Annotated in this window: 15 protein-coding genes and 1 pseudogene; 10 read left to right on the plus strand and 6 right to left on the minus strand. The window is 64.4% G+C overall.

Going from position 1 to position 15,890, the window contains the following annotated elements; all coding sequences use genetic code 11:
• Window positions 1–31: 31 nt before the first annotated feature.
• Window positions 32–343, minus strand: a complete 312-nt coding sequence (gene clpS / locus N181_RS03350) for an ATP-dependent Clp protease adapter ClpS (protein ID WP_012708843.1) — start codon at window positions 341–343, stop codon at window positions 32–34.
• 176 nt (window positions 344–519) lie between these two features.
• On the opposite strand from clpS, the gene ychF reads away from it, so the two are divergent.
• The 3 genes from ychF to N181_RS03365 are packed head-to-tail and all read left to right on the plus strand — an operon-like array spanning window position 520 to window position 2,585.
• Window positions 520–1,623: a redox-regulated ATPase YchF gene (gene ychF / locus N181_RS03355; RefSeq protein ID WP_014329132.1), complete on the plus strand. Its 1,104-nt coding sequence runs from the start codon at window positions 520–522 to the stop codon at window positions 1,621–1,623.
• A gap of 39 nt (window positions 1,624–1,662) precedes the next feature.
• The gene (locus N181_RS03360; protein ID WP_014329133.1) at window positions 1,663–2,118 is read left to right on the plus strand and encodes a MaoC family dehydratase; all 456 of its coding nucleotides are present in this window, start codon (window positions 1,663–1,665) and stop codon (window positions 2,116–2,118) included.
• Window positions 2,115–2,585, plus strand: coding sequence for a MaoC family dehydratase (locus tag N181_RS03365; protein ID WP_014329134.1), 471 nt, complete (start codon window positions 2,115–2,117; stop codon window positions 2,583–2,585). The genes N181_RS03360 and N181_RS03365 overlap by 4 nt, the downstream gene beginning before the upstream one ends.
• An 82-nt stretch (window positions 2,586–2,667) precedes the next feature.
• Here the strand turns inward: N181_RS03365 and N181_RS03370 are convergent, their stop codons facing one another.
• Window positions 2,668–3,210 (minus strand): adenine phosphoribosyltransferase, encoded by a 543-nt coding sequence (locus N181_RS03370; protein WP_037400797.1) that lies wholly within the window; start codon window positions 3,208–3,210, stop codon window positions 2,668–2,670.
• Between the two features lie 297 nt (window positions 3,211–3,507).
• Here N181_RS03370 and N181_RS03375 point away from each other — a divergent pair, with 297 nt between their 5' ends.
• Window positions 3,508–3,693, plus strand: a complete 186-nt coding sequence (locus N181_RS03375; protein WP_012708848.1) for a DUF1059 domain-containing protein — start codon at window positions 3,508–3,510, stop codon at window positions 3,691–3,693.
• 15 nt (window positions 3,694–3,708) lie between these two features.
• Here N181_RS03375 and N181_RS03380 read toward each other — a convergent pair whose 3' ends face one another.
• From N181_RS03380 to N181_RS03390, 3 genes are read right to left on the minus strand one after another with little or no spacing between them, the layout of a single operon-like run.
• Complete coding sequence (locus N181_RS03380; protein ID WP_014329136.1) at window positions 3,709–4,968, minus strand: CCA tRNA nucleotidyltransferase; 1,260 nt, start codon at window positions 4,966–4,968, stop codon at window positions 3,709–3,711.
• Complete coding sequence (locus tag N181_RS03385; protein WP_014329137.1) at window positions 4,965–5,597, minus strand: CoA pyrophosphatase; 633 nt, start codon at window positions 5,595–5,597, stop codon at window positions 4,965–4,967. Before N181_RS03385 ends, N181_RS03380 begins: the two co-directional genes overlap by 4 nt.
• Complete coding sequence (locus tag N181_RS03390) at window positions 5,594–6,217, minus strand: DUF1285 domain-containing protein (protein ID WP_014329138.1); 624 nt, start codon at window positions 6,215–6,217, stop codon at window positions 5,594–5,596. Before N181_RS03390 ends, N181_RS03385 begins: the two co-directional genes overlap by 4 nt.
• Window positions 6,218–6,483: 266 nt before the next feature.
• Here N181_RS03390 and N181_RS03395 point away from each other — a divergent pair, with 266 nt between their 5' ends.
• The 5 genes and pseudogenes from N181_RS03395 to N181_RS34495 all read left to right on the plus strand — a co-directional run bounded on the left by N181_RS03395 (window position 6,484) and on the right by N181_RS34495 (window position 13,776).
• Window positions 6,484–7,497 (plus strand): AAA family ATPase, encoded by a 1,014-nt coding sequence (locus N181_RS03395; RefSeq protein WP_037400794.1) that lies wholly within the window; start codon window positions 6,484–6,486, stop codon window positions 7,495–7,497.
• Between the two features lie 3 nt (window positions 7,498–7,500).
• On the plus strand, window positions 7,501–8,421 hold the full coding sequence (locus N181_RS03400; RefSeq protein WP_014329140.1) for a DUF58 domain-containing protein: 921 nt from the start codon (window positions 7,501–7,503) through the stop codon (window positions 8,419–8,421).
• Window positions 8,418–11,231, plus strand: a complete 2,814-nt coding sequence (locus N181_RS03405; RefSeq protein WP_014329141.1) for a DUF4159 domain-containing protein — start codon at window positions 8,418–8,420, stop codon at window positions 11,229–11,231. Before N181_RS03400 ends, N181_RS03405 begins: the two co-directional genes overlap by 4 nt.
• Window positions 11,232–11,238: 7 nt before the next feature.
• A complete protein-coding gene (locus N181_RS03410) occupies window positions 11,239–13,308 on the plus strand; it encodes a hypothetical protein (protein WP_060563240.1) in 2,070 nt (689 codons plus the stop codon).
• Between the two features lie 66 nt (window positions 13,309–13,374).
• Window positions 13,375–13,776: pseudogene (locus N181_RS34495) on the plus strand (GNAT family N-acetyltransferase).
• A gap of 5 nt (window positions 13,777–13,781) precedes the next feature.
• Here the strand turns inward: N181_RS34495 and N181_RS03415 are convergent.
• Entirely contained in the window at window positions 13,782–14,342 is a 561-nt protein-coding gene (locus N181_RS03415; RefSeq protein ID WP_014329144.1) for a GNAT family N-acetyltransferase, read from the minus strand.
• A 251-nt stretch (window positions 14,343–14,593) separates the two neighbouring features.
• Here N181_RS03415 and N181_RS03420 point away from each other — a divergent pair, with 251 nt between their 5' ends.
• Window positions 14,594–15,571, plus strand: a complete 978-nt coding sequence (locus N181_RS03420; protein ID WP_014329145.1) for a glutathione S-transferase family protein — start codon at window positions 14,594–14,596, stop codon at window positions 15,569–15,571.
• Window positions 15,572–15,890 lie beyond the last annotated feature (319 nt).

Here is a 15,890-nt window from a genome sequence, read left to right on the forward strand (position 1 = left end):
AGTTCGACCGGATTCAGCGAGCCCCCGAGGCTCACTCTTCCGGCTCCGTCGTGAACATCAGGGGAAAGCCGGCTTCCTTGCCGAGGTCTGTCGCTTCCTTGGCCTTGGTCTCAGCGATATCCCGGGCGCAGACGACGACGACCGACGTGCCGAGCTTATGGGCGGTCATCATCACCCGATAGCCGGCCTCCTCGCTCATGCGAAAAATGGCCTTCAACACCATCACCACGAAGTCGCGCGGCGTATAGTCGTCGTTGACGAGGATCACCTTATAGAGCCTCGGCCGCTCGAGCTTGGGCTTCACCCTCGTTTTTCGTTTGGGGGCGACTTCATTGTCACTCATCGGAAAACTCACCGGTTGATGACATGCGGTGGGGTCGGACCCAGTATCGCGCGCGCGGCACCGGCATTCAAGTCGAAGCCGGCTGAGTTCCAGCCGAAGCGCGCGAAGACCTTGACCGCTCCTCTCCTTTATCCCATAGCCACGCCCAAGAAATTCGAGAACGACAGGTTTAGGCCATGGGCTTCAAATGCGGTATCGTCGGGCTGCCGAATGTCGGCAAGTCCACACTCTTCAACGCGCTGACCAAGACGGCGGCGGCGCAGGCGGCGAACTATCCCTTCTGCACGATCGAGCCGAACACCGGCGAGGTCGCGGTGCCCGACCCGCGCATGCGCAAGCTTGCGGACATCGCCAAGTCGAAGGAGATCATTCCGACCCGCATCTCCTTCGTCGACATCGCCGGCCTGGTGCGCGGCGCTTCCAAGGGAGAAGGCCTCGGCAACCAGTTCCTCGCCAACATTCGCGAAGTGGATGCGGTGGTGCATGTGCTGCGCTGCTTCGAGGACGACGACATCACCCATGTCGAAGGCCGCATCCATCCGGTCGAGGACGCCGAGACGATCGAGACCGAGCTGATGCTTGCCGACCTCGATAGCCTCGAGCGGCGCACCGAGCAGACCCGCAAGCGGGCGATCGGCAAGGACAAGGAGTCGATGGCGCAGCTTCCGATCATGGATGCCTCGCTGAAGCTCCTGCAGGAAGGCAAGCCGGTCCGCACCCTGTTGCCGAAGCTCGATGCCGAGGAGCTGCGCATCCTGCAGGGTCTCAACCTTCTGACCGCCCATCCGGTTCTCTACGTCTGCAACGTCGCCGAAGCCGATGCGGCAGAGGGCAACGAACACACCCGCGCCGTCGCCGAAATGGCCAAGGCCCAGGGCGCCGAAAGCGTCGTCATCTCGGCGGCGATCGAATCCGAGGTCGCCCAATTGCCGGAAGACGAAGCCAAGGAATTCCTAGCCGCCTTGGGACTGGAAGAAGCCGGCCTCGACCGGCTGATCCGCGCCGGCTACAAGTTGCTCGACCTCATCACCTATTTCACGGTCGGCCCGAAGGAGACGCGCGCCTGGACGATCCCGCGCGGCACCAAGGCGCCGCAGGCGGCCGGCGTCATCCACTCGGATTTCGAGCGCGGCTTCATCCGCGCCAACACGATCGCCTATGACGACTACATTGCCTATAACGGCGAGACCGGCGCCAAGGAGGTCGGCAAGGCACGCGACGAAGGCAAGGAATATGTCGTACAGGACGGCGACGTGATCCACTTCCGCTTCAACACGTGACATGCGAGCCGCATCCGTCCGGCTAACATGGAGGGCGCCATGCTCTACTTCGAGGATTTCACGCCGGGGCGACGTTTCGACTATCGACCGGTAGAAATGCAGGCTGCGGACATGATCGCCTTTGCCGGCGAGTTCGACCCGCAGCCGATGCATCTCGACGAAGAAGCCGGTAGGCGCAGCATCCTTGGCGGCCTTTCGGCCTCCGGCTGGCATACGAGCGCTATCGGCATGCGGATGATGATCGACGCCTTTCTCGGTAACTCGTCCTCGCAGGGCTCGCCCGGCATCGAATTCATGGACTGGAAAAAGCCCGTCCTGGCGGGAGATGTGCTTTCCGGCTTCAGCCTGGTGCTGGAGTCGCGCCCGTCGAAATCGAAGCCCGGCGTCGGTTTCGTCAAGTTCCGCAATGAAATCAGCAATCAGAGTGGCGAACCGGTCGCGGTTTCCGAAGCTACGGTAATATTTCGACGCCGCGAGAGTGGACATCAGCCATGATGACGCTCGAAGAACTCTATCAGGCCGGCCGCAAGACCGTCGTCGGCAGCCTGGCATTCACGGCGGAGGACATCATCCGCTTCGCCCGCGATTTCGATCCGCAGCCTTTCCATCTCGACGAGGAGAAGGCCAGACACTCGCTTCTCGGCGGTCTATGCGCCTCCGGCTGGCACACCAGCGCCGGCTGGATGAAGTGCTTCGTCCGCTTCTGGACGGATGAGGTCCGGCGGCTCGCGGCAGAAGGACTGCACGCGCCGAAACTCGGACCCGCTACCGGCTTCCGGGAGCTCAAGTGGCTGAAGCCGGTCTATGCCGGCGACACCGTCACCTATGCCGTCACGCTCCTCGAAGCCCGCGCCCTCGCCTCCCGTCCCGGCTGGCGCATCAACACGATCCTCTGCGAGGGCGAGAACCAACGCGGCGAGCCAGTGATCCGCTTCCAAAGCAGGGTCATCGAATTCACGTAAGGCGAGCGCAGAACGAGTGCCCAGCTCCCACGATGGAGCGGGATGTGGGCGGAAAACCGCGCACACTTTTCCTCATCCCGCTCTAATGCCCCTCGAACTCGATCAACGTACGGACCTTGACGCCGAGTGCTTCGAGCTTCTTGCGCCCGCCGAGTTCCGGCAGGTCGATGATGAAGCAGGCGGCGACGATGTCGGCGCCCATCTGCTGCAGGAGCTTGGTGGCGCCCTCGGCGGTTCCGCCGGTGGCGATCAGATCATCCACCAGGATGACCTTTTCGCCGGGCTCGATCGCATCCTTGTGCATCTCCATCTCGTCAACGCCGTATTCGAGGCTATAGGCGATCCTCACCGTCTCGTGCGGCAGCTTGCCCTTCTTGCGGATCGGCACGAAGCCGGCCGACAGTTGATGCGCGATCGCGCCGCCCAGGATGAAGCCGCGCGCTTCGATGCCGGCGATCTTGTCGACCTTGGTTCCGGCATAGGGATGGACGAGTTCATCGATCGCCCGGCGGAACGTCCTCGGATTGCCGAGCAGCGTCGTGATATCGCGAAACACGATGCCAGGCTTCGGATAATCCGGAATGCTACGGATGGCGGCAGTCAGTTCCGATTGGACAGCGATCATGATGTGGAAACGGCCTTTGGAAGTCTTGAGGATGGCAAAGCCATAGCACCATCGAGACGCTTGTTCACAGGGAATTCTTTGCGCAACGGCCGGCCGGAACAATTTGGCCGGACCTCGGGTTGATGTTACGCTGACCTTGACAGTTCCCGGCCGCGGCTCTGTTCACTTGCAATATGACAGAGCGGGATGAAAAGGTGGCGGCGGTCTTTCGCCCGCATCCCGCACCGACTTCTTGGATGAGATCACGCAGCTTTGGCTTGATGCGAAAGCATGCTGGTCCAGAGAAAGGAGAACACCATGCGCCTATTCGAATGCGGTTCTCTCGTTCCGGGTTGCCCCTGGCATACCCGTGCCGACAACGATGCGGAAATCGTCCGCCGGGTCGTCGAGCACATGCGCGACACCCATGGGGAGACGGTCATCCGCGAAAACATGGTCGACAACATCAAGGCTCGCATCGTCGACGAGACCCAGGCTGCCTGACTGCGACACGGTCGTTCAGTCCGGACGCAGCCAGGATTCGAGCCGGGCGACAAGCGTCGCCCGGTCGATATTGAAGTTGCGGTCGATCCAGAAATTTTCGAGTTCCGTCAGCAGTTCCCCGACCTTTGGTCCGGCGGGGACGCCCGCCTTCAGGACATCGACCCCGCTCAGGGGGAAGACGGGACGCTGCCACTTCTCCGCCCGCGTCAACAGCCGCTGAAAGGCGGCAGTCTCGGCCAGGAAGGCCGGATCCGTTTCCGATTTGCGCCGCGCTGACGCGAGCGAAAGCTTGAGGCGCGCAACAATGCCCTCGGCACCCTTCCGATAGAGTTCGCGGTCGAGCGCTGCGTCGGCGAGCGTGGCGGCAATGGCCGGAGTCTCGGCAAATCGAGCAAGAAAGGCCGCTTCCGCTTTCGACAGGCGCAGCCGCGCCGCCATCGCCTCGAGCCGATCGGCGTCGGGCGGGACGATGGCCGCCAGCCGCAAAAGCGGCTCCGGCACCCAGGAGAAAATTTTCTCGGCCGCGATCAGGCCCGGAATGGCGTCGATCCCCCATTTCTCGGTTTCCGGCAGGACCTCGCCGAGCACGCCTGCCTGGCGCATCCAAAGCAGGGCGCGACCCGGATCTTCGGCCGCAAGCAGCTTCTTCATCTCGCCCCAGACGCGCTCGGCCGAAAGTGTCGCAAGCTTCGCGCGCGCCTGCGCGCAAGACCTCAGCCCCTCCGCATCCGGGCGGCCCGAACCGTAATGCGCGAAAAAGCGGAAGAAGCGCAGGATGCGCAGATAGTCCTCCGCGACCCGTTCGGCGGCGCTGCCGATGAAGCGCAGCGTCCGGCGCTCGATGTCGGGCAGCCCGCCGACATAGTCGAAAATCTCACCTTTGGCGTCGGCATAGAGGGCGTTGATGGTGAAGTCGCGGCGTTCCGCGTCGGCGTTCCAGTCAATGCCGAAGGCCACTTCGGCGCGGCGGCCGTCGGTCGCCACGTCGCGGCGCAGCGTCGTCACCTCATAGGGTATTCCGTCAATCACCAGGGTGACGGTGCCGTGGTCGATGCCCGTCGGCACCACCTTGATGCCGGCACCCTTCGCCCGTTCCACCACATCCTGCGGGCGCCAGGTCGTCGCCAGATCGACGTCACCGGCCGGGAGGCCGAGGAGGCTGTTGCGGACGGCGCCGCCGACGACCCGCACTTCGCCGCCGTCGGCGTTCAACAGCTCGAAGACGCGGCCGAGCGAAGGAGCCTTGAACCAGGGTTCGGCGGCGATCGAAGTCATGCATAAAGCCTTTCGTAAAGCATGCGGACGATGCCGGCCGTTATCCCCCAGATGTTCCGTTCGCCATAGGGCATCCTGTAGAAATGCCGTTCCGCGCCCTCCCAGTGGCGGCTTCCGCGCCCATGATTGCGAGGATCCATCAGAAAGGAGAGCGGCACTTCGAAGACGCTTTCGACCTCTTCGGGATTGGGCACGAGCTCGAAACCGGGCTGGACAACGGCAAGCACCGGCGTGATGCGGAAGCCGGACATCGCCATGTAGTGCGGCAGGCGGCCGATCGTCTCGACGAAACGCGGATCGAGGCCGATCTCCTCCTGCGCTTCGCGCAGCGCCGCCACCTCGATGGAATGATCCTCGGGATCGACAGCGCCGCCCGGAAAGGCCACCTGGCCCGAATGCTTGCGCAGATGCGAGGTGCGCTGTGTAAAGATGACGCTCGCATCGTCGCCGTCGTCGACGACCGGAACGAGCACCGCCGCATCCTTCAGATGCAGGGACTCGACATAGGACACGATGCCGGGGTTGAGGAGAAAGTCGCCGTGGTCGCGCCAGGCGGTCTCGATCGGACCGCCTGTCTGCCTGAGCGCGCGGCGGCGGAACTCGTCGGCGGAAAACAGCGGATGGTTCATCGCGACAGCGCTTCCAGTTCGGCTGCCGGCATGATCGGGAAGACGGCCCCCGCGGATCCGACGCAGAACATCTCGACGCCGTCGATCAGGGCGGTCGCGCCGAGTTCGACGATGTCGTACATGACCGGCCGGGAAACGAGCGCCTCAAGGCGTCCGCGCACGTGCAGATAGGGCTTCAGTTCGCGGTTGTCGCCATGGATGACGAAGCGCAGCGGATGCTCCGACCCCGCCTCCACCACGTCGCCGACATTGGTGCGGAAGGTGAGCACGGTTTTGCCGTCCCTCACCGTCACGCTCATTTCGACGGCGACGAACGGCGCATCGGCGACACGGATGCCGACCTTTTCCACCGGCGTGACCAGATAGGTCCTGCCGTCGTCGTCCTTGCGCAGCACCGTGGAAAACAACCTCACCAGCGGTTGGCGGCCGATTGGCGTGCCCATGTAGAACCACGTTCCATCGCCGCGGATTTCCATGTCGATATCGCCGCAGAATGGCGGATTCCAGCGATCGACCGGCGGCAGTCCTCTCGCTTCGCCCCCAGTCTGGCCGGCAGCGCGCGCGATCAGGGCGGCAAGTCCCGCCGCATCGCCCGTTTGCTGAATCTTGGTTTCTGCCATTGTTCTGTCCCGTTTGGCCCCAATCTTGCCTCGGAAGCATAGCGCGTCCACGAGACGTGCGGGATGTTCGTCATCGGTTACGAGCACCTTGACCGCACTTCGCGCTTCGCCGAGAAACACCGGTATGCTTCGGGGCTTCTTGAAGCTCACGAGATAGTGCGTTGGCGGCGGCTTGTCAGCCGTCTGCCAGGGTCTAAATTGAAAAAAGGGGAACCGAAGGCGGGTAATGCCGAATCGGTTCGACGCGCACGAGCGGGAGACAGGCGATGAGTGTTATGAAAACCGCGGCCGAAACGGCTGACGAGAAGGCGATCGTCGCTGCCGCGGAGGCGGCTCTCGGGGAAATTGCGCTCATTCGCGCGGAGGTCGGCAAGGTTATCTTCGGCCAGGAGAGCGTCGTCGAGCAGACCCTGCTGGCGGTGCTTTCCGGCGGCCATGCGCTCCTCGTCGGCGTACCCGGCCTCGCCAAGACCAAGCTCGTCGCCACGCTCGGAACCGTTCTGGGGCTCGCCAACAGCCGCATTCAGTTCACGCCGGACCTGATGCCCTCGGACATCCTTGGCTCCGAAGTGATGGACCAGGATGCTGCCGGCCATCGATCCTTCCGCTTCGTTCCCGGTCCGATATTCACCCAGCTTCTGATGGCCGACGAGATCAACCGCGCCTCGCCGCGCACCCAGTCGGCGCTGCTGCAGGCCATGCAGGAATACCACATCACCATTGCCGGCGCCCGCAAGGACCTGCCGCATCCCTTCCACGTGCTGGCGACCCAGAATCCCCTCGAACAGGAGGGCACCTATCCGCTGCCCGAGGCTCAGCTCGACCGCTTCCTGATGCAGGTCGATGTCGGCTATCCGGAGCTCGCCGCCGAGCGGCAGATTCTGCTGGAGACAACGGGTGTAACTGAGGCTGAAGCCCGCCCCGTCATCAATGCAGAACGCCTTCAGCAACTTCAGAACCTCATTCGCCAGATGCCGGTCGGCGAGAAGGTCGTCGACGCCATCCTGTCGCTCGTCCGATCCGCCCGGCCGGGCAACGGTAACGCCGCCACCGACAAGAACGTCGCCTGGGGACCGGGTCCGCGTGCCGGCCAGGCGCTGATGCTCTGTGCCCGGGCCCGCGCGCTTTACGACGGCCGGCTGGCGCCTTCGATCGACGATATCCTCGCGCTTGCCGAACCCGTGCTGCAGCATCGCATGGCGCTGACCTTCGCCGCCCGCGCCGAGGGCATGACGGTGCGGGATGTCATTGCTGACCTTGTGAAGCGAGCCAAGGGATAGCGCATGGCCTCGATCGGGCAAACAGTCGCGCGTACACCGTCCGGAGAAGTCCTGTCGCGCGCCCAGCAACGCGCGATGCTCGTACCCGACTGCCTTGTCGAGGCCCGGCGCATCGCCAATACGGTGATTGCCGGCTGGCACGGCCGGCGCAAGCGCGGCATCGGCGAGAATTTCTGGCAGTTCCGCCCGTACAGCCAGGGCGAAAGCCTGTCGCGCATCGACTGGCGCCGCTCCGCCCGTGACGATCACACCTATGTTCGCGACCGCGAATGGGAAGCGGCGCACACGATCTGGCTCTGGGCCGATCTTTCACCCTCGATGATGTACAAGTCGACACTCGGCGCCGTCTCGAAGGAAAGCCGTGCGCTGGTGCTGATGCTGGCGCTTGCCGAAATCCTCGCCCGCTCCGGCGAGCGGATCGGCTGCCCCGGGGTCATGGAGCCGGTGTCGGCGCGCAACGCCGCCGAGCGCCTCGCGGCTGCGATCATGCTGAGCCCGCTTGGCGGCGGCCTGCCCGAGACCGGCATGATCCGAGGCGCCAGCGACCTGGTGCTGATCGGCGACTTTCTCGATCCGGCCGACACGGTGATGGAGCGGCTCGGTCCGCTCGCCCGAAGAGGATTGCGCGGCCATGTCGTGGAAATCGCCGACCCGGCCGAAGAGGTCTTCCCCTATGCGGGCCGCACCGAATTCACCGATCCGGAAACCGGCGAGAAACTGACGGCTGGCCGCGCCGAGATCCTGCGCGAGGACTATCAGCGCGCCTACCGGGCCCGTCGCGACAGCCTCGGCTCCGGCCTTCGCCACCTCGGCTGGACCTTCATTCCGCACCGGACCGACCGGCCGGCATCGGAGGCCTTGGTCGCCGTGCATATGTATCTTTCGGGAATGCCCACCCGCGCCACACACGGGGGGCAGCTATGATCGGCGGCCTCGCCTTCGCCTTTGCCAATCCCGCAATACTGGCAGCCCTCGCGGCGTTGCCCGTGATCTGGTGGCTGCTGCGCATGATGCCGCCGCGACCGGCAGCGGAAGTTTTTCCGCCGCTGCGCATCCTGGCCTCGGTGATGAAACGCGAGGAGACACCCTCGAAAAGCCCCTGGTGGCTGACGCTTCTCCGGATGCTGATGGCTGCCGCGGTTATCTTTGCGATCGCGGACCCGGTCTTCAATCCGCGCAGCAACACGCTCGCCTCGTCCGGCCCCTTGGCGCTGCTGATCGACAACAGCTGGGCGACGGCACCCGATTGGGAGCGCAGGGTCGAGGCTGCGTCGGGGTTGATCGACGATGCCGAGGCGAGGGATCTGGCCGTTTCGGTCCTTTTCACCGGCGATCGCCAGCACGATGCAACGCCTGCCTCGGCTGCCGCCGCCCGCACCCGGCTCGCCGCCGCTTCACCCGTGCCGCTTCCCACCGATCGGCGATCGGCTCTGGCGGCACTCAGGACGGCTTTCGATGCCTTCCCGCCCGGGACGATCGCCTTCCTCACCGATGGCATCGAATCGGCCGATCAAAAGACCATGACGGCGCTGAACGAGATCGGCGCGGCTGAACTCCGGGTGATCGAGGCAGACGGCGGCCAGGCCGTGGCACTGACCAGCACGAGCAACGAGTCGAGCGGCATGTCGGTGACGGCAACCCGCTTGAAGACGGACGACCGTCGGTCCCTTTCGATCGTCGCTTACGATGCCCGCGGCCGTGCCATCGCCGATGGCACGATCGATTTCTCCCCTGGAGCGGCTGGTGCCAAGGGAACGATCGAAGCCCCGTTCGAATTGCGCAACGATTTCGCCCGCCTCGGCATCGAAGGCGCGGCGAGCGCCGGCGCCACCCATCTGCTCGACGATGGCTTCCGCCGGCGTCGTGTCGCGCTGCTGAGCGGCGAGGCGCGCGACCTGTCGCAACCGCTGCTGTCGCCGCTCTACTACATCAATCGCGCGCTCGCCCCCTATGCGGACCTCATCGAACCGCGCGAGACCGACCTCGCGGTGGCCATTCCCGAGCTCCTGGAACAGCGCCCCTCCGTCCTGATCATGGCCGACATCGGCCGGTTGCCAGAGGAGACCTATCCGCTTCTGGCGAAGTGGATCGAGAGCGGCGGCATGCTGATCCGCTTCGCCGGTCCGCGCCTTGCCGCCGCACCCGCGGACGATCCGCTCGTTCCGGTCACCCTCCGGCAGGGGGAGCGGGCGCTCGGCGGCGCACTTTCCTGGTCGGAGCCGCAGCCGCTTGCGGACTATCCCGCCAACAGTCCCTTCGCGGGCATGGCACGGCCGAGCGACATTCTGGTCAAGCGGCAGGTTCTGGCCGAGCCGACTGCGGATCTGGTCGAGCGCACCTGGGCGAGCCTCGCCGACGGCACGCCTCTGGTGACTACGGCAGCGAGCGGCACCGGTCGCATCGTCCTCTTCCATGTCAGCGCCGAGGCGACGTGGTCGAACCTGCCGATCTCCGGGCATTTCGTCGAGATGCTTCGCCGCAGCGTCCAGCTTTCGCGCAGCGGCGGCGTCGCCGGTGAAAGCAAGGCGGCGCAGGCACACACGCTGGCGCCCTTCCGGCTTCTCAATGCCGACGGCGTGCTGGTCGCGGAAACCGGCAATGCCCGCCCGCTGGAGATGGAGCCGGGTAAGACTCCCGCCACCACGCCGGACAACCCGCCGGGTCTCTATGGCTCCGAGGACGGCTTCACGGCCCTGAACCTGTTGCCGCGCGACGCCGAACTCAAGCGGATCGACACGACTCTTGCGGGATCCCATACTGTGGAACGGCTGGTGCGTGCAGAGAGCTGGTCGCTGAAGCCGGCCCTGCTGACCCTCGCTTTGCTTCTGCTCATCGCCGACGCCGTCATCGTGCTCTTCATGGGGGGCGCCTTCTCTCGCCTGCGCATGGCGCGTAGCGCTTCGGTGCTGGTCTTCGCGGTTGTCGCAATCGCCCTTTTCACGCCGCCACAAGCCTTTGCGGACGATACGCGACCCGACGACGAGCGTATTCTCGAACGTTTGGACACGACGCATCTCGCCTATGTCGTCACGGGCGAGGACGATGTCGACCGGCTTTCGGAAAGCGGGCTTCGGGGCCTGACCGATTTCCTCACCTACCGCACGACGCTCGAACCCGGCGCGCCTGTCGGTCTCGACATCATGAGGGACGAACTCAGCTTCTATCCGATCATCTACTGGCCGGTCTCGGCCGGTGCCCCGATGCCGAGCCCGCAAGCCGTCAGCCGCATCGACGCCTATATGCGTGCCGGCGGCACCGTCCTGTTCGACACGCGCGACCAGTTCTCCTCGCTCGGCGCCACCTCGGGCGGCACCAGCCCCAACACGGAACGGCTGCAGGCCATATTGGCCAACCTGGATATCCCGCCGCTGGAGCCGGTACCCGCCGACCACGTCCTGACGAAGGCCTTCTATCTCCTGACGAATTTCCCCGGCCGCTACACCGGCGGCCCGCTCTGGATCGAGGCGCAGTTCGAAAATCGCGACGAGCCGAGCAACCGACCGGCCCGTTCGGGCGACGGTGTCACGCCGATCATGATCACCGGCAACGATTTCGCCGGTGCCTGGGCGGTGGACGCCAACGGCGCCGCCCTGCTGCCGACTGTCCCGCCGGACGAGATGCAGCGCGAATTTGCCTTCCGCTCCGGCGTGAACATCATGATGTACATGCTGACCGGCAACTACAAGGCCGACCAGGTACACGTCCCCGCCCTGCTCGAGCGGCTTGGACAATGAGGCAGCGATGACGATCGATTTTTCAACGCTCCTTCCCTGGCCCTACCTTGCCGCACTGGCGCTCGTTGCGTTGGTTCTGGCGGCGTTCGGCATCTGGCGGGGCGTTCGCGGCGCCTGGCTCCGGGCCGCGGCACTAGCGGCGTTCTGCCTTTCACTTGCCAATCCGGTGCTTTTCCAGGAGGAGCGCGAGCCTCTTTCGACCATCGCCGCCGTCGTCGTCGACCGCAGCCAGAGCCAGGACAATGCCGGCCGGCGCGAACAGACCGACAAGGCGCTTGCCGACCTCACGGAGCGGCTCGCCCGCTTCCCGCAGATCGAGACACGCGTCGTCGAGGCAAAGGATGGCGAGGAGACCGAGGCGCCCTCGACCAAGCTCTTCGGCGCTCTCGCGACGGCCATAGCCGATGTGCCACCGGCCCGCGTCGGCGGCGCCGTCTTCATCACCGACGGCCAGGTCCACGACGTGCCGGACATCAACCAGAAGCTCGGTTTTGAGGCGCCGATCCACGGATTGATCACCGGCAAGCCGGATGAGGTCGACCGACGCATCGAGATCGTCAATGCACCGCGCTTCGGCATCGTCGGCGAGCAACAGAGGCTGACCTTCCGCGTTGTCGACGACGGGGCGGCCAACGGCGGCAGTGCCGAAGTCACCATCCGCCTCAACGGCAACGAGATCGCCACGGAACACGTGGAACCGGGAACGGATGTCCCATTCAGCTTCACCGTGCCGCGCGGCGGCAACAACATTCTCGAGTTCGCGGTCAATCCGATCCAGGGCGAAGTGACGGAGGTCAACAACCGCGCCGTTTACGTCTTGGATGGCATTCGCGAGAACCTGCGCGTCCTCCTCGTCTCCGGCGAACCGCATGCAGGCGAACGCGCCTGGCGCAATCTTCTGAAATCCGATGCCGCCGTCGACCTCGTGCACTTCACCATCCTGCGTCCGCCGGAAAAGCAGGACGGTACGCCGATCAACGAACTCTCGCTCATCGCCTTTCCGACGCGCGAACTCTTCGTCGACAAGATCAGCGAGTTCGATCTGATCATCTTCGATCGCTACCAGCATCGCGGCGTGCTGCCCATTCTCTACTACGACAACATCGCCCAGTACGTGCAGAACGGCGGCGCGCTGCTGATCGCGGCGGGGCCGGAACATGCCGGCGACGATTCGATCGCGGCAACGCCGCTTTCGACCGTCCTGCCGGCGAACCCCACCGGCGTCATGAATGAAAAGGCCTTCTTCCCGCGGCTGTCGGAGGAAGGGAAGAAACATCCTGTGACCCGCGGCCTTGAAGGCGGCTCGAGCGAGCCGCCCGGCTGGGGGCGCTGGTTCCGCACCGTCGACGTCGACCGGCCGCTCGGCCAGACGGTCATGGAGGCAGCGGATGGCAAGCCGCTCCTAGTCCTCAACCGCGTCGGCAAGGGTCGCGTCGCCATGCTGCTCTCCGACCAGGGCTGGCTCTGGGCGCGCGGCTTTGAGGGCGGCGGGCCGCACATCTCGCTCTACCGGCGCACCGCCCATTGGCTGATGCAGGAACCGGCGCTCGAGGAAGAGGCGCTGACCGCACGCGCCTTGGGACGGACACTGGAAATCACCCGGCAGACGATTGAAGGCGACCCGGGCCAAGCAACGCTCACCTACCCCTCCGGCAGAACGCAGGAGATTGGGCTCACCGAACGCGAGCCGGGGCTCTACAAGGCGGAAGTGAAGACAGGCGAGATCGGACTCTTCGAGGTCGCCAATGACGAGCTGACGACGCTGGTCCATGTCGGCAATGTCGATGCGCCGGAGTTCAAGGCGGCGATCTCGACGGAGGAAAAACTGAAGCCCTGGGTGGACAAGACCAAGGGCATCGTCCGCAGGCTCGCGGATGCGGATGGCCCTGTCGACCTGCCCTCCATCCTGCCGGTCCGCGGCGCCGTGCGCGTCGCCGACGACCAGCGCCTGTCGCTGCGCATGACCGACGAGACGGTGCTCAAGGGCGTCAATTCGCTGTCGCTGTTCGCCGGCCTCTTCGGCCTCGCCGCCCTGCTCTTCCTGATCTCGGCAATGTGGTACCGCGAGGGTCGGTGACTTGTGTCTGCCCCCGTTGAGAATGAGGTCGAAAAGTCGATGCAGGATGACGATCTCGAAAATCTCATGTTCGAGATAACCGATACACCGCCGCCGGAGCTATCGAGGCCATTGGCAACGGCCTCTCGAATTCAATGACGCCGACGTTGGCCCCTCCGAACGCCGGCCGCTGGCAGTGCTCATTGGCGGCCCCAAGCTCAATGGGAGAAAGGGTGGCCTCAGCGGCTATACTGGCTGGGGCTGGCTTTTCGTGCAATGGCTCTGGTTGCCGGAAGCCCTACGTGGCCAGGGCCTTGCCGGAAAACTTCTGGTAGCCGCCGCGGCTGCCACAGTGCCTGGATCGACACCTTCAACCCTGCGGCACGCCGGGCCTATGAGCGACAGGGCTATGTCCCCTTCGGCGAGCTTCCTGATTTTCCGAAAGGCCGCAACCGAGTGTTCCTCAAGAAGGCGCTTTCGCCCGCTTGATGAGATCAGGCGGCAGCGCCTTCCGCCGGTGGCTGCACAACGACCTCAACAGCAGGCACAGCACCGTCGTCCCGCCAGGCAATCACGCCCTCAAGCCGCGCGTGGACGCCGGCTGCGATCGGCACGACCAGCACCCGGGCCGGATCGACCGGACCGGGGAACTCGAGCGCGCCATACCGGACCTTCTCGAAACCCAGCGGCTGGTAGTAGGGCGGGTCGCCGACCAGGATGACCGCCTCGGAACCTTTGCGCCGCGCCGCCTCGACGGCAATCCGCACCAGTTGCCGGCCGATGCCCTTGTTCTTGTGCGAGGGGCGGACGGCGAGCGGGCCGAGCAGGTGTCCTTTGACGGAGCCGGCGTTCACCGGGGTCATCCGCACCGATGCGATCGTTTCGCCATTGTCGGTGCAGATGAAGGACAGCGACCGGTCGTGCGGGCCCTGCTCGCGGATCCGAGCGGCGGCGCGGGCAAACCGACCGGGGCCGAAGGCTTCCTCATTGATGATTTCGATGGCTGCGTCGTGGGAGGCGTCTTCGGTCAGATAGACGAGATCGTGCTTTTTCATGGATGTCGAGAACCGGCATGCGAACGGACAATAGGGATGGCGCGCCTCAAGGGCGTTAGCGGCATCAGCGTCGTCGCAGGCTTCCCGACAGGATCATGGGATCGTTTCCAGAGTGAAAAAGCTTCGGATCGCCGATAGCAGAAAATCGCCGCCTGTCAAAGCCCAAAACGCACTGTTCAGAATTTCGCACCTATCGGCGAGGCGATCGCGCGTTATCTATCGTGTGAGAAAGAACAGGAAGGAACGCGCTCATGGGCAGGCTGGTGGACGGCGTCTGGCAGGACGTCTGGTACGATACCGTCGAGACGAACGGGCACTTCAAGCGCAGCGTGTCGCAATTTCGCAGCTGGGTGACCGCCGATGGTTCGCCCGGCTCCTCGGGAGAAGGCGGCTTCGCGGCCGAGGCGGACCGCTACCATCTCTATGTGTCGCTTGCCTGTCCGTGGGCGCATCGCACGCTGATCTTCCGCAAGCTCAAGAAGCTCGAGGATATGATCCCGCTCTCCGTCGTCGATCCGTTGATGCTGGAAAACGGCTGGGAATTCAAAGGCGAGAACGGCGGCACCGTCGACCACCTCTTCGGCTCCAAGGCGCTTTGGCAGGTCTATGCGCGCGCAGACCCCAACTACTCCGGACGTGTCACCGTCCCGGTGCTCTGGGACAAGAAGAAGGGCACGATCGTTTCCAACGAATCCGCCGAAATCATCCGCATGTTCAATTCCACCTTCGACCATCTCACCGGCTCGACGGCGGATTTCTATCCGGAGGACCTGCGGGAAGACATCGATGCGCTCAATGCCCGCATCTACGACAGGGTCAACAATGGCGTCTACAAGGCCGGCTTCGCCACGCGCCAGGAAGCCTATGCGGAGAGCGTCACGGCCCTGTTCGCCCTGCTGGACGAGCTGGAGAGCCGCATTGCCTCGCAACGCTATCTCTTCGGCGACCGGCTGACGGAGGCAGACTGGCGCCTGTTCACGACGTTGCTGCGCTTCGACCCGGTCTATGTCGGCCATTTCAAGTGCAATATCCGCCGCATCGCCGACTATCCGAATCTCAGCGGTTACCTGCGTGATCTCTATCAGGTGCCGGGCGTCGCGGAGACGGTCAACATGCGCCACATCAAGGAGCATTATTACCGCAGCCACAGGATGATCAATCCGACCGGAATCGTGCCCGTCGGGCCGGAGCTCGATCTCGAGGTGCCGCACGGCCGCGACAATCCATAGTGCATGTCGCCCAAAAATGCGCAGCGGTTTTGGGGTAACGACATGCATAAAAACAAAAACCCAGAGCCTTTCCTGGTTAAATTGAAGCATTCTGCCGGAGCAGGTTTTCGTCAGGGCAGAGGCGATTGTCGAAGGTCGTACCCGAAGGTACGGCCGAGGCGATCGCCTCTGATCCTGGCGGAAAGATGCCCGGCCCTTCGGGTTGGCTGAAGCGGGCGGCCTGTTTGCTCGGCTGGCTTGGACGTATGCTTGGGCTACGCCGCGCGCCAGCCGAGCAATCATTCCACTCCGCTTGAGCCAACACAATGATTCAATTTAA

This window comes from Sinorhizobium fredii USDA 205 (assembly GCF_001461695.1).
Classification (GTDB): Bacteria; Pseudomonadota; Alphaproteobacteria; order Rhizobiales; family Rhizobiaceae; genus Sinorhizobium; species Sinorhizobium fredii.

Excerpts from the sequence above, each read along its gene's own strand:
- clpS (WP_012708843.1), bottom strand. The coding sequence starts at position 343 with ATGAGTGACAATGAAGTCGCCCCCAAACGAAAAACGAGGGTGAAGCCC.
- N181_RS03405 (WP_014329141.1), top strand. The coding sequence starts at position 8,418 with ATGATCGGCGGCCTCGCCTTCGCCTTTGCCAATCCCGCAATACTGGCA.
- N181_RS03385 (WP_014329137.1), bottom strand. The coding sequence starts at position 5,597 with ATGAACCATCCGCTGTTTTCCGCCGACGAGTTCCGCCGCCGCGCGCTC.
- N181_RS03375 (WP_012708848.1), top strand. The coding sequence starts at position 3,508 with ATGCGCCTATTCGAATGCGGTTCTCTCGTTCCGGGTTGCCCCTGGCAT.
- N181_RS03420 (WP_014329145.1), top strand. The coding sequence starts at position 14,594 with ATGGGCAGGCTGGTGGACGGCGTCTGGCAGGACGTCTGGTACGATACC.
- N181_RS03395 (WP_037400794.1), top strand. The coding sequence starts at position 6,484 with ATGAGTGTTATGAAAACCGCGGCCGAAACGGCTGACGAGAAGGCGATC.
- N181_RS03390 (WP_014329138.1), bottom strand. The coding sequence starts at position 6,217 with ATGGCAGAAACCAAGATTCAGCAAACGGGCGATGCGGCGGGACTTGCC.
- N181_RS03380 (WP_014329136.1), bottom strand. The coding sequence starts at position 4,968 with ATGACTTCGATCGCCGCCGAACCCTGGTTCAAGGCTCCTTCGCTCGGC.
- N181_RS03360 (WP_014329133.1), top strand. The coding sequence starts at position 1,663 with ATGCTCTACTTCGAGGATTTCACGCCGGGGCGACGTTTCGACTATCGA.
- ychF (WP_014329132.1), top strand. The coding sequence starts at position 520 with ATGGGCTTCAAATGCGGTATCGTCGGGCTGCCGAATGTCGGCAAGTCC.
- N181_RS03415 (WP_014329144.1), bottom strand. The coding sequence starts at position 14,342 with ATGAAAAAGCACGATCTCGTCTATCTGACCGAAGACGCCTCCCACGAC.
- N181_RS03370 (WP_037400797.1), bottom strand. The coding sequence starts at position 3,210 with ATGATCGCTGTCCAATCGGAACTGACTGCCGCCATCCGTAGCATTCCG.
- N181_RS03400 (WP_014329140.1), top strand. The coding sequence starts at position 7,501 with ATGGCCTCGATCGGGCAAACAGTCGCGCGTACACCGTCCGGAGAAGTC.
- N181_RS03410 (WP_060563240.1), top strand. The coding sequence starts at position 11,239 with ATGACGATCGATTTTTCAACGCTCCTTCCCTGGCCCTACCTTGCCGCA.
- N181_RS03365 (WP_014329134.1), top strand. The coding sequence starts at position 2,115 with ATGATGACGCTCGAAGAACTCTATCAGGCCGGCCGCAAGACCGTCGTC.